Raw genomic sequence first — 12,797 nt, forward strand, 5'->3', positions numbered from 1 at the left:
GACTACATCCACTATTACAATAACGACCGCATCAAGCTCAAATTAAAAGGCCTGAGCCCCGTTCAGTACAGGACTCAGGCCTTGGCCGCTTAGCAAACTAACCGTCCAACTTTACGGGGTCAGTTCATCAATGCGCCGTTTTTGTTTTGGAACGCCCAACAGGATCAAGGCCATGGCGGAAATGCAGTCAAATGCGACTCAGGAAGGACGTCAGCTCTGGGCCGAATCCGGTCGCTCGTGACAGTTCGCGATCTTTGCGTCTTGCCAACCTGCTATGCTGAGCTCAATGCCCCCGCCAGCTAAGAGCAGAACCGATGAATAGAGAACCAAATAAAAAATTTCTAGGCGTCTTACTCATTGCCTACTGGGCAGCGGTCGGGTATTTTCCGTTCGTTCTAATATCTTATTATCAGGGGTATCGTGCAGCGATCGGCTGCCCACAGCGCGGTGATTGCTATGTTCCCGGCTCGGAGCATTTGCTCGATCTAGAACTAATGATTGCCACCGCAGCCATTCTTCTTTGGCCGCTTGCATGCATCAAGCTGTACACAGCTGTTCGAATAGTGTTTGTACACCGGTAGTGTATTGCATCGGTGGCAGAGATTCTGTTAGGTCTGCTTTGGGTCGGGAGCTGTCGTACATTGAGCGGCAACTACCTGCCACAAGCAGACGTTAGTACAGATGTGAAATCGAAACGCTTACGACCTGATGGGGAAAACGATGAATTGTGCCTTGCTCCTCGCAATGTTACTTGTACCAGCAAGCGCACTTGCAGAGTGCAAGGCGCGTACACCGGAACCATTCGAAAAGTTCGTAGAGTCGTTTGGTACCAACAAGAGTTTCGCTCTGACGCGCACAGAGTATCCACTGGCCTTTATCAAGCATGAAGACCTTAACTCAAAGCAGCAAGGTCGCAGCGCCGTCAAAAGGCTGATCCAACAGCGCGACGACGCAACGATACCTGCGATTGCTGTGTTTGCTCGCGATAACGGCGTCGAGCTCAGTACTACACTGCTAAGAAGTGCCGAGGCAACCGTACGCATGGGCAAGCCTGGTACCGACTCGCTCATAGTGGACTACCATTTTGTACGAAAAGGCACATGTTGGTACCTGCGCCGCATGGAAGACCATACTCTCTAGTCGATCAGTGTTCCAGTAGCTGCCGTCGTCCTGACTGGGTCCGCTTCGGCCCGCTAACGGACATAGCCGAAATTCTGCAACCTGCAACAGTAATCAGAGCTTGGCAATCAAGCCCTTGTGAGCGTCTACATGGTCTACGTTCCCTGACATAGGTGATCGAGCGAGGCAGCGGCATGGCGCGCTACCTGATCGACCTCTTTGGGGAACTTGTATCAGCGCCACTGCTGCGGCGGCTTGTACTCCGGGAACATTTCCTTGAACAGGAAGGTCATCAGCTCGTCGGTATCCTCCGCCCGCGCGCTCAGTTTGACGATCCGCCCCAGGCGGTGCGAATCCCATTCGAAGTCGCCCTTCTTTTCCCGGCGGATCAGCTCGATCATCTTCTTGACCACCGCGATCTCGATGTCCGGCTCGCTGCCCTGCTCCACCGTCACCTGCGTCAGCCAGCGGCGCTGGAAGTTCGGGTTCCAGCCGCGGAACTTCAGGTCCATGCTGTGGAAGGTCTTGTTCGATACCGAGAACACGCCGCCGCTTTCGTTGCGGTCTTCGCGGCCGCGGCCGTTGATGGCGGCGATGTTGGCCAGCGCGTTGCGCGTGCCCTTGGCCGCTTCGCTTTCCTCGGATGGCTGCTCGCTGCCGGTGGCGGCGCCGCGCTGGCGGCGACGCGCTGCAATGAAGTCCTGCATGTCGACCGGCTTGGATTCGTCGAACTTCTGCGTCGGTTTGGTTTCCTTGACCGGCTGCTCTGGCGGGGTCGTGATCGTGTCCGGCAGGCGCGCGATCTCGATGCGTTCCTGCTGCGGGACCGTGATGGAGGGCAGCGGGATCGGTTTCGGCGCCATCTCGCGCGGCGCCTCCGATGGCTTCTGTTGCATCGGTGCGACGTAGACTACCTGCCCGTCGTCTCCCGAGGCCGGCTTGGCCTGTTGCGCGTCCTTGTCGGGAGAAAACAGCCAGATCGCGACCAGCAAGACGTGCAGCAGGACCGTGCCGACCAGCGCCGGCCGGTTCGGCCCCTGGCGGCCGTACGCGGGCATGCTGCTGCGCCCCTGCACCGGCAGGGGCTGGCCGCAGTGCGCGCACACATCGCTGTGCTCGTCGTAGGTGTGGGAATGGTCACGCAAGGTCAAACAGGTTCCTGGATCGGCGTCTATCAATACTGCACGAGAGCCGCAGTCTAACCGTTTTGCGGCGCTGGCGCACTTTGGCTGGACTTAAAGGCAACAAAGATTACCTTTACAGCGCCTTGAGGGATGTTACGAGATGTTTCAGGCAGGCGGGATTTGCTCCCGCCTGCCTGCAGCCTCAGTGTGCCGGCTGTGTCGGCTGCTCCTCCAGCTTGGCCAGCTGCTTGTCGGTCATCGGGCCGGTGCCGCTGTACTTGTCCAGGTAGAGGTAGATCACCGGGGTGATGTACAGCGTGATCACCTGCGAGAAGATCAGGCCGCCCACCACGGCCAGGCCGAGCGGCTGGCGCAGCTCGGCGCCGGCGCCGATGCCCAGCGCGATCGGCAGTGCGCCCATCATGGCGGCCAGGGTGGTCATCAGGATCGGACGGAAGCGCAGGATGCAGGCCTCGCGGATCGCTTCCTGGGGCTTCATGCCCTGGGTGCGCTGGGCGTCGAGCGCGAAGTCGATCATCATGATCGCGTTCTTCTTGACGATACCGATCAGCATCAGGATACCGATCATCGCGATCAGGGTCAGGTCCATGTCGAAGATCCACAGCGTCAGCAAGGCGCCCACCGCCGCGGACGGCAGGCCGGCCAGGATGGTCAGCGGGTGGATGTAGCTCTCGTACAGCACGCCCAGCAGCACGTAGATCACGCCGATGGCGGCGATGATCAGGATCAGCTGGCTCGACTGGGTGTCCTGGAACACGGCCGCGTCGCCGCCGTAGTTGGCGATGATCGAGGCCGGCAGCTTCATGTCGCGGCCCATCTGCTCGATGGCGGCGGTGGCGTCGCCCAGCGGCACGTTCGGCGCCAGGTTGAAGGACAGCGTGATCGCCTGCAGCTGGCCCTGGTGGTTGACCGCCAGCGGGCCGACCGTGCGGCGCACGGTGGCGAAACTGGACAGCTTGACCAGGTCGCCGTTTTTGCTGCGCACCGACACCCGCGACAGCGCTTCGTCGTAGTAGCGGTCGCTCGGGGCCGCTTCCAGGATCACGTAGTAGCTGGCCGCGGTCGAGTAGATGGTCGAGACCTGGCGCTCACCAAAAGAAGCGTACAGCACGGTGCGGATGTCGGCCATCTCCACGCCCAGCAGCGCGGCCTTGTCGCGGTCGATGTCGATGGTGGCCTGCAGCGCCTTGTTCTGGGAGTCGCTGGTGACGTCGCGGAAGCGCTGGTCCTGGCGCATGCGCTCGAGGAACTGGTCGGCCCAGCCGCCGATCTCGCCGCCCGACACGCTCTGCAGCGTGTACTGGTAGCGGCTCTTGGACTGGCGGCCGCCCAGCTGCAGGTTCTGTACCGGCGACAGGAAGACCTGCACGCCCGCCACCGCACGGGTGGCCTTGCGCAGCTCGTCGACCACCTGCGGCATGGCGGGGCGCTCGCTGCGCGGTTTCAGGACCAGGAACATGCGGCCGGTATTGCCGCCGCCGCTGAACGAAGTGACGTCCTTCACGTGGGGATTGGCGCGCACGATGTCCACGACCTGCGCCTGCAATTGCATCAGCTTGAACGAGGACGTGTCTTCGGAGGCCTCAACCATCACGCGCAGCTGGCCGATGTCTTCTTCCGGGAAGAAACCTTTCGGCATGGTCGAGTACAGCACGCCGGTCAGCACCACGGTGCCGACCGCCATCATCAGCACCAGGAAGCGGTGGCGTAGCGCCATGTCGAGGGTGCGGGCATAGCCGTCGCGCACGTTGGTGAACATGGCTTCGAAGCGGCGGCCGACCCAGGACATTTCTTTCGGATCGACGTGGCCGCCATGCTTGATCAGGCGCGAGCACATCATCGGCACCAGGGTCAGCGACACGATGGCGGACACCAGCACCGCCAGACCCACGATCACGGCGAATTCGCGGAACAGCAGGCCGATCACGCCCGGCATGAAGAAGATCGGGATGAACACGGCCACCAGCGAAATCGAGATCGAGATGATGGTAAAGCCCATCTCGCGCGAACCGACCAGGGCGGCCTGCATCGGCTTCTTGCCCATCTCCATGTGGCGCACGATGTTTTCCAGCACCACGATGGCGTCGTCGACCACCAGGCCGACCGCCAGCGTAATACCGAGCAGCGAGATGTTGTCGAGGCTGTAGCCGAAGGCGTACAGCAGCGAGAGCGCGCCCAGCAGCGAGATCGGCACGGTGACGGCCGGGATCAGGGTCGCGGTCAGGCGGTGCAGGAACAGGAAGATCACCAGGATCACCAGGACGACGGTGCCGGCCAGGGTCAGGTTGACGTCGTGGATCGCCTCGCGGATCGAGTCCGAACGGTCGTTGACCAGGTGAATCTTGATCGACTGCGGCAGCTGGGTCTCGAAACGCGGCATCAGCGCGCGCACGGCGTCGACGACCTGCACGGTGTTGGCGTTCGGCTGGCGCTGCACCATCAGCACGATCGAGCGCTCGCCGTTCAGGCTGCCGGTGGCCTTGACCGACTGGTAGCTGTCCTCGACTTCGGCGATGTCGCGCAGGCGCACCGGCAGGCCATCGCGGGTGGCGACAATCAGGCCGGCGAAGTCCTGGGCACGCATCAGCTGGCCACCACCCTGGATGGTCAGGCTCTGGCTCGGGCCGTCCAGGATGCCGAGCGGGGTAATCGAGTTGGCCGAACGCAGCGCGGTGGCCAGCTCGGACATCGAAATATTGCGTGCGGCCATCAGGTCGTGTTTCGCACGCACCCGCACCGCGAAGCGCTTGCCGCCGTTGACCGTCACCTGGGCGATGCCGGGCAGGGTCGAGATCGCCGGCGAGACCAGGTTTTCCGCGTAGTCGTTCAGCTCCGACAAGTCCATCGACGGCGAGGTCATGTGCATGAACAGGATCGGGGAGTCGGCCGGATTGATCTTGCGGTAGGACGGCAGGTCGGTCATTTCCTGCGGCAGCTGGCGCTGGACCTGCAGCAGCGCGGCCTGCACGTCCACGGCCGCTTCGTTGACGTCGATCGATTCATCGAACTCGAGCGTCAGCGAGGTGTTGCCCTGGGTGTTGGTCGAGCTGATGGTCTTGATGCCGGCGATGGTCGCAAACTGTTTTTCCAGCGGCAGCGCGACCGACGAGGCCATGTTCTCGGGGCTGGCGCCCGCGAGGTTGGCATTGACGTTGATGACCGGCGTGTTATAGCTCGGCAGCGCCGCGACCGGGATGTGCATGTAGGCGAGCACGCCGACCAGGATCATGGCCAGCGATAGCAGCACCACCATCACGGGACGGCGGATACACAGTTCCGACAGGTTCATGCCTTGTCACCCTTCTTACCCTGCATCGCTGCGCTCGATGCTGCCGGGTCTTGGGGTTTGGCACCAGCCAAGCGGACTTTGCCGCCCGGACGCAGGTTCTGCTTGCCTTCGGTAATGACCTTCTCGGTCCCTTGCAGGCCGGTCACGGCAGCATACTCGCCAAAGCCGTGCAGGCGCGCCACCTTGACCTGTTTTGCCTCGTTGCCCTCGCCCACCACGTACACGAAGGTGCCATTGGTGGCGGTGATGATCGCGTTCTGCGGAATCACGACGGCATCGCGGATGGTTTGCACGGTAACGCTGGTGTTCACGTACTGGCCCGGCCACAGCATGCTCTGCGGATTGGCGAACTGGGCCTTGACACGGATGGTGCCGGCGGCCGGGTCGACCGCGTTGTCCACGAACTTCAGTTCGCCCATGACCGGCTTGGCATCAAGGCCGGTGCCGGCGCTTGCCTGCACCCCGACCTTGCCTGCGCGCTGGGCCGCCAGCAGGGCGCCGAGGCTCGACTCCGGCAGGTTGAAGGAGACGTCGATCGGGTCGAGCTGGGTGATGGTCGTCAAGGACGTGGTCGGCTGCACCAGCGCGCCCGGGTGGATGTCGATGGCGCCCACGCGGCCCGACATCGGGGCGCGGATCGTGGTGTAGCTGGCGCTCACCTGGCTGGCGCGGGCGGCCGCGGCATTGCTCTGGACCAGCGCGCGCGCCGCCTCGACCTGGCTCTTCAGGGAGTCGACCGCGCTCTGGGACAGGAAGCCCTGGGCCGACAGTTCCTGGCTGCGCTTGTACTGGCGCTCGAGGTCGGCCAGGGTGGCGCGGTTCTGGGCCACCTGCGCTTCGGCGCGGGCGACGTTGGCGCGGTCGGCGCGATCGTCCAGCGAAAACATGACCTGGCCTTCCTTGACGAACTGGCCTTCGCGGATATGCACCTGGCGGATGGTGGCGGTGGTCTGCGGGTGCAGGTCGACGGTGCGCACCGGGGTCACGGTGCCGTTCGCGGACAGCTCGACGCCGACGTCCTGGCGTTGCGGCGCCACCACGTTGACCGTGGTCGGCGGCATTCCGCCCTTGCCGCCGGGACCGCCCTTGCCGCCCGGGCCATTGTCGGCGTGCGCGCCATCACCCTTGTTCAGGTACCAGGCGCCGGCCACGGCCAGCGCCACGACACCCACGATGAATCCCGCGTTCTTCTTTTTCATGTTCGTCCCTTGCCGCCAGTACCGGCGGTTCTTTCTCTCGTGTTGTCCGGCCTGGAATGCCGCCCCGCGCAGTATCGGAATACGCGGCGCTTCATTCTCGCACGGCCATGTTTCAAGATTGTGTATTCGCTATCTTGCGCTTTTATTTGTTCGGATAGTACTCCGGCAGCACCAGCGTCACTTCCAGGCCGCCTTCCGGGTGGTTGGCCAGTGCGATGCTGCCGCCATGCTGTTCGGCGATGTTGCGGGCGATGGTCAGGCCCAGGCCGGTGCCGCCCGATTCGCGCGAGCGCGAGGTTTCGACGCGGTAGAACGGATCGAACACCCGGCCCAGCTCGCCCACCGGGATGCCGGGGCCGTTGTCGCGGATGCGCACGCGCGCCGCGCCGTTGATGCGGTCGACGCAGACGCGCGCTTCGCGCCCGTACTTGACCGCGTTGTCGATCAGGTTGCCCAGGCAGCGGCGCAGGTCGAGCGGCCGTCCCAGCAGCGCCATGCCGGCGTGGCCCTTGAGCGCCACCTGCTGGCCGGCGTCGACGGCGTCGGCGCACACGGCTTCCAGCAGCGAGTCGAGGTCCAGCATCTGCATGTTCTCGGTGGTGTCCATGCTGCGCGCCAGCACCAGGCCTTCACGCACCATTTCCTGCATGGCCGACAGGTCGCCGATCAGGCGTTCCTGCAGCTCGGCGTCCGACACTTTCTCGAGGCGCAGGCGCATGCGGGTGAGCGGCGTCTGCAGGTCATGCGTGATCGCCGCCAGCATCTGGGTGCGCTGGAAGATGTACTGGCGGATCCGCGCCTGCATCGCGTTGAAGGCGGCGCTGGCCTGGCGGATCTCGCTGGCGCCGTTCAAGGCCAGGGGAGCACGGTTGATGTCCTGCCCCAGGTCCTGGGCGGCGCGCGCCAGCACCTTCAGCGGGCGGGTGGTCATGCGCGCCACCACGTAGGCCAGCGCGGCAATGCTGAACAGGAACAGGCCGATGGTCATGCGGTAATCGGTCTCGGGCCCGGTGAAGGCCGAGCGCGGCGGCAGCACCGACAGGCGCATCTCTTCGCCGTCGCGCAGGCGCACGTTCAGGGTTTCGCAGGCGCCCTTCCATTGGGTGCGGATCAGGCCGTAGAGCACGGCCTGCTGGTGCGGCATGTCGCACGAGGCCGGGCGGCTGGCGGCCGAATTGATGCCGTAGCCGTCGCCCAGGCGCGCCGCCAGCGAGCGGGCGAACCAGGTCGGGCTGCCTGCCAGCGGCTGGGGCGCGCCGACTTCCAGGCGCAGGCCGGGGCGGTTGGCCACCGACAGGTAGACCGAGCGCGCCGAGGTCGGCACGATCTCGGTCGCCATCACCAGTTGTTCGGCGCGTTCCAGCAGGTGCTGGTCGCGCTGCTGTTCGATGACGCGCTGGCGTTCCAGGTCGGCGGCCAGCTGGGTCAGTGTTGCCGAGATCAGGATGCCGAGCAGCAGGGTGACGAACACGCGTCCCGTCATCGATCCGAGGAAGGCTTTCACGCAGGCGGCTCCACGGTCACCTGGCCGGCCAGCACGTAGCCGCCATTACGCACAGTCTTGATAATCTGCGGCATGCGCGCGTCTTCGCCCAGCTTCTGGCGCAGGCGCGAGATCTGGATGTCGATCGAGCGGTCGAACGGATCGGCGTCGCGCCCCTGGGTCAGGTTCAGCAGCTGGTCGCGGTTGAGCACGCGGTTCGGGTGTTCCAGGAACACGCGCAGCAGGCGGAACTCGGCGCCCGACAGCATGATCACCACGCCCTGCGGGTTGACCAGGTGGCGCGCGGTGAGGTCCAGGGTCCAGCCGGAGAAGCGCATCTGCTGCACGTTCTCGGACGGTGCGTTGGAGGGCATGGCGTGCGAGCGGCGCAGCACGCTGCGGATGCGCGCCAGCAGCTCGCGCGGCTCGAAGGGTTTCGGCAGGTAGTCGTCGGCGCCCATCTCGAGGCCGAGAATGCGGTCGAGCGGCTCGTTGCGGGCGGTCAGCATGATGACGGGCAGGCTCGAGGTGGCGCGCAGCTTGCGGCACAGGGTCAGGCCATCGTCGCCCGGCATGTTCAGGTCGAGCACGATCAGGTCGGGCCTAGCATCGTCGAGCGCCTTCCACATGCCGGTGCCGTCGGCCGCCGCGATGGTGCGGTAGCCGTTCGATTCGAGGTAGTCGGCGAGCAGGGTGCGGATGTCGCGGTCGTCGTCGACGATCAAAATCGTAGAGAGATTGTCCATAGCCTCAATTATCCGCATCTGAAGGCGACATGGACACCGTTTTTGTATCGGCTTGTATATGCCGATAGGCGCGAAACATATTGATACAAAGTATCGGACAGGGGAAATCCCACGGTTACAGTTTGTGGCGATGATGGGAACCGTGCAGCGAGCAGTCCGGATGCAAACCGCACACCAACCTGACTCTCACTAAGGAAAAACACAATGAACACCGTCCGCAAGAACATCGTGATCGTCCTGGCCGCTTTCGGCATCGCCGGCGCCTCGCTCGGCGTCCAGGCCCAGACCGGCGCCCCGGCTGAAGGCCGCCACGGCTACGCCGTGAGCAAGGAGCAGCGCGAAGCCAAGCGCGCCGAGTTCCGTAACATGACGCCGGAGCAGCGCCAGGCGAAAATGGCGGAATTCCGCGCCAAGCGCCTGGAGCAGCGCGCCGCACGCCAGGCCAAGCTGGCCGAAACGCTGAAGCTGACCCCGGCCCAGCAGCCGGTGTGGCAGGCTTTCGTGGCCAGCTCGGCGCCGCTGCAAAAGGGTGAGCGCGCCGGCCAGCGCCTGAGCAAGGAACAGCGCGCCGCCCTCACCGCCCCGCAGCGCATGGAGCGCCACATCGCGCTGCAGAAGGCACGCACCGCCCGCATGGAAGCCCGCCTGTCGGCCCTGAACAGCCTGTACGCGGCCCTCACGCCGGAACAGCGCAAGATCTTCGACGAGCAGGCGCAGCACCGCCGCGGCGGCCGCCACCATGGTGGCCATGGTCAGATGATGCGCGGCTGATCTACGGCTGCCTGAACGCGTGGGCAAGAAACTTGCCCACCCTACCGTAGGGTGCTCGGCTTCGCCGAGCGCGCGTTCAACTCACGGCAGCTTTGCCAGTGAGTTCAAAAACTTCTTCGGGTCCTGGTAACCAATCACACGGCTGTCTTCGATCTCTTTGCCGTCCGGCCCGAACAGGATGATTCCCGGCGGGCCAAACAAGGTAAATCGTTTCAGCATCGCCTTGTCCTCGAGATCGTTGGCGGTGACGTCCACCTGCAACAGGATGGTATTGGCGAGCTTCGCCTGCACCGCCGGGTCGACGAAGGTGAGCTTTTCCATTTCCTTGCAGGACACGCACCAGTCGGCATAGAAGTCGAGCATCACGGTCTTGCCGCCGGCGTTCACCAGTTCGCGGTCCAGGTCCTGCACCGTTTTGATGCGCTTGAAGCTCAAACCCTGGTGGGCGCTGCCGGTGAGATGGGCCAGCGGTGCCAGCGCGTCGCGGCCGCCGGTGGCGGCGCCGACCAGCTGCACCCCGCCCAGCAGGGCAAAAGCGGCCCCGAGGGCCATCGCCAGCCAGTGCCTGTGGCGGCGCAGCAGGTAGAAGCCATAGCCGAACAGCAGCGCCGCCCAGCCCAGCATCTGCACCACCGGCGGCAGCACCGGCGACACCAGCCACAGGGCCATTGCCAGCATCAGCACGCCGAACAGGCGCTTGACCGATTCCATCCAGGCGCCCGCGCGCGGCAGCAGCGAGCCGGCCGAGACCCCGACCAGCAGCAGCGGGATGCTCATGCCGGCCGCCATCGCGAACAGCGCGGCGCCGCCGATGACGACGTCGCGGGTCTGGCTGATGTAGACCAGGGCGCCAGCCAGCGGCGCAGCCACGCAGGGGCCGACGATCAGGGCCGAGATCGCGCCCATGGCGAACACCCCGAGCAGCTTGCCGCCCGACTGGCGGTTGGAAGCATTCGCCAGGCGGGTCTGAAGCGCGGCCGGCAGCTGCAGTTCATAAAAGCCGAACATCGACAGGGCCATCGCCACGATCAGGAGGCCGAATGCGCCGAGCACCCAGGGGTTCTGCAGCGCCGCTGCCAGCCCCTCCCCGGCCAGGCCGGCGGCCACGCCGAGAGCGGTGTAGACGATCGCCATGCCCAGCGAATAGGTCGCCGACAGGATGAAGCCGCGCATGCGGCCGGCCTGCCTGCCCTCGCCGATGATGATCGAGGACAGGATCGGGAGCATCGGCAGCACGCAGGGCGTGAAGGCCAGGCCCAGGCCGAGCAGGACGAAGGCGGGGACGATCGCCAGCAGGCGGCCGCCCGCGAGGATGCCCGCGATGCCGGCCATGTCGGAAGGCGGCGCAGCGGCGGCTACCGGCGCGGCCGCGGAGGGCGTCGCCGCCTGTGCCGGAGCGGGCGGCGTATCCATCTGTGGCGTGGAGCTCAGCGGCGTCGACATCTGCGGCGCATTGGCGCCGATCGGCAGCGGCGGCGCAGTGCCGCCGGCGCCTGCGGACAGTTGGGCGCTGTGCTCCTGCGGCGGATAGCACAGGCCGGCGTCGGCGCAGCCCTGGCTGGTCGCGCTCAGGGTAAACGGTCCGCCGCCCTCCACCGGGATGCGGATCACCAGCTCGCCCTTGTAGGTTTCAACATCCTTTTCGAAGGTGGCGTCGTACTTCACCTTGCCCGGCGGGATCTCGGGCGTGCCAAGCTTGGCCCCCGTGGCGCGGAAGGCGAAGCGCTCGCGGTACATGTAGTAGCCCTCGGCGATCTGGTAGCGCACTTCCACAGTCTGTGGATCGGCCATGCGGGCGTCGAAGCGGAAGGCAATGGCGGGATCGAGGAAGTCGTCGGCGGCGCGGGCGCTGCCCGTGCCCAGCAACAGGTACAGCGCAAACAGGAGCATGCAGCCCTGCAGGAGCCAGCGCGAAAGACGGTAGAGCATCGAGAGCATGGTGTCAGATGAGTGTTGGTGCCGGCGGAATGGTACACCGGCACGTCCATCCCTGTCTGTGGCAATGCTTATTTACTCGCCGCGAAGCGGACGCGCTGCAGTTCGAGGTAGACACTGTCCGCAATCCCGGTGTGCGTATGCCAGGTGCCGGCGGCATAGCCGGTGCGCACGAAGCCGTGGCGTTCCAGCATGGCCAGCGAGCGCAGGTTGCGCGGGTCGACGTCGGCGGTGATGCGGTCGACGTCCGGGCGCGAGAACACATGCGGCAGGAAGGCGCGCAGGGCTTCGGAGGCCAGTCCGCGGCCCCAGTAGGCCGGCGCGATGATGTAGCCGATCTCCGGCAGGCGCCAGGTTCCCAGCTTGCCGATGACGGTGCCGGCGTACTCGATGACGAAGTCGTCGCTCTCCTCCAGCCTGGATGCGACCATGGCGTCGATCCAGGCGACCGTCTCGTCGCGGCTGGCATGCGGACCCGAGGACCAGTAGTCCAGGGCCGCTGGATCGCTCAGCACGCGGTGCATATCGTCGACATCGGCGCTGCGGGCGCGGCGCAGGATCAGGCGTGGCGTCTTCAGGATGGTCATGGGCGGCATCGTACATGGCCACGCCGCACAGTGGAATCGGCAAAAAGACGGACGAAAAAAAACCAGGCACGGGGCCTGGTTTTTTCAGTCGTCGCAAAAAGCGATTACTCGGCGGTCGGAGCTTCTTCAGCCGAGGTGACTTCCGGACGGTCCAGCAGTTCGACGTAGGCCATCGGCGCATTGTCGCCCACGCGGAAACCCATTTTCAGGATGCGCAGGTAGCCGCCGTTACGGTTGGCGTAACGCGGGCCGAGTTCGGCGAACAGCTTTTGCACCATTTCGCGGTCGCGCAGGCGAGCGAATGCCAGGCGCTTGTTGGCCAGGGTGTCGGTTTTGCCCAGGGTCAGGATCGGTTCGATGACGCGACGCAGTTCCTTGGCTTTCGGCACGGTGGTCTTGATGGCTTCATGACGCAGCAGCGAGACGGTCATGTTGCGCAGCATTGCCAGGCGGTGGGACGAGGTACGGTTCAGTTTACGGAGGCCGTGACGGTGACGCATGGTACTTCCTTTCGAGTGTTTAC

The 12,797-nt window shown here is 64.8% G+C and carries 10 protein-coding genes; 2 read left to right on the plus strand and 8 right to left on the minus strand.

The features are described from left to right. On the plus strand, window positions 1-93 hold a 93-nt coding region (locus LK542_RS24230; protein WP_227801150.1), incomplete at its 5' end, for an IS3 family transposase. Between the two features lie 1,259 nt (window positions 94-1,352). Here LK542_RS24230 and LK542_RS24235 read toward each other — a convergent pair. From LK542_RS24235 to LK542_RS24255, 5 genes are all read right to left on the minus strand, one after another. Next, window positions 1,353-2,264 carry a hypothetical protein gene (locus LK542_RS24235; protein ID WP_227813925.1) on the minus strand — a complete coding sequence of 304 codons (912 nt, stop codon included), beginning with the start codon at window positions 2,262-2,264 and terminating at the stop codon, window positions 1,353-1,355. Window positions 2,265-2,445: 181 nt separating this feature from the next. Continuing rightward, complete coding sequence (locus tag LK542_RS24240) at window positions 2,446-5,553, minus strand: efflux RND transporter permease subunit (protein WP_227813926.1); 3,108 nt, start codon at window positions 5,551-5,553, stop codon at window positions 2,446-2,448. Continuing rightward, window positions 5,550-6,752: an efflux RND transporter periplasmic adaptor subunit gene (locus LK542_RS24245; RefSeq protein ID WP_227803585.1), complete on the minus strand. Its 1,203-nt coding sequence runs from the start codon at window positions 6,750-6,752 to the stop codon at window positions 5,550-5,552. Before LK542_RS24245 ends, LK542_RS24240 begins: the two co-directional genes overlap by 4 nt. Before the next feature lie 142 nt (window positions 6,753-6,894). Then, window positions 6,895-8,256 (minus strand): ATP-binding protein, encoded by a 1,362-nt coding sequence (locus LK542_RS24250; protein WP_227813927.1) that lies wholly within the window; start codon window positions 8,254-8,256, stop codon window positions 6,895-6,897. Beyond that, window positions 8,253-8,981 carry a response regulator gene (locus tag LK542_RS24255; protein WP_227803583.1) on the minus strand — a complete coding sequence of 243 codons (729 nt, stop codon included), beginning with the start codon at window positions 8,979-8,981 and terminating at the stop codon, window positions 8,253-8,255. The genes LK542_RS24250 and LK542_RS24255 overlap by 4 nt, the downstream gene beginning before the upstream one ends. A 204-nt stretch (window positions 8,982-9,185) precedes the next feature. On the opposite strand from LK542_RS24255, the gene LK542_RS24260 reads away from it, so the two are divergent. After that, window positions 9,186-9,752, plus strand: coding sequence for a Spy/CpxP family protein refolding chaperone (locus tag LK542_RS24260; protein ID WP_227813928.1), 567 nt, complete (start codon window positions 9,186-9,188; stop codon window positions 9,750-9,752). A gap of 81 nt (window positions 9,753-9,833) precedes the next feature. Here the strand turns inward: LK542_RS24260 and dsbD are convergent, their stop codons facing one another. From dsbD to rplQ, 3 genes are all read right to left on the minus strand, one after another. Further along, window positions 9,834-11,690 carry a protein-disulfide reductase DsbD gene (gene dsbD / locus LK542_RS24265; RefSeq protein ID WP_374040261.1) on the minus strand — a complete coding sequence of 619 codons (1,857 nt, stop codon included), beginning with the start codon at window positions 11,688-11,690 and terminating at the stop codon, window positions 9,834-9,836. A 68-nt stretch (window positions 11,691-11,758) separates the two neighbouring features. Continuing rightward, on the minus strand, window positions 11,759-12,274 hold the full coding sequence (locus LK542_RS24270; RefSeq protein ID WP_227813929.1) for a GNAT family N-acetyltransferase: 516 nt from the start codon (window positions 12,272-12,274) through the stop codon (window positions 11,759-11,761). Between the two features lie 104 nt (window positions 12,275-12,378). Next, entirely contained in the window at window positions 12,379-12,774 is a 396-nt protein-coding gene (gene rplQ, locus LK542_RS24275) for a 50S ribosomal protein L17 (protein ID WP_005663400.1), read from the minus strand. Window positions 12,775-12,797 lie beyond the last annotated feature (23 nt).

Source organism: Massilia sp. IC2-477 (assembly GCF_020707265.1).
Lineage (GTDB): Bacteria > Pseudomonadota > Gammaproteobacteria > Burkholderiales > Burkholderiaceae_D > Telluria.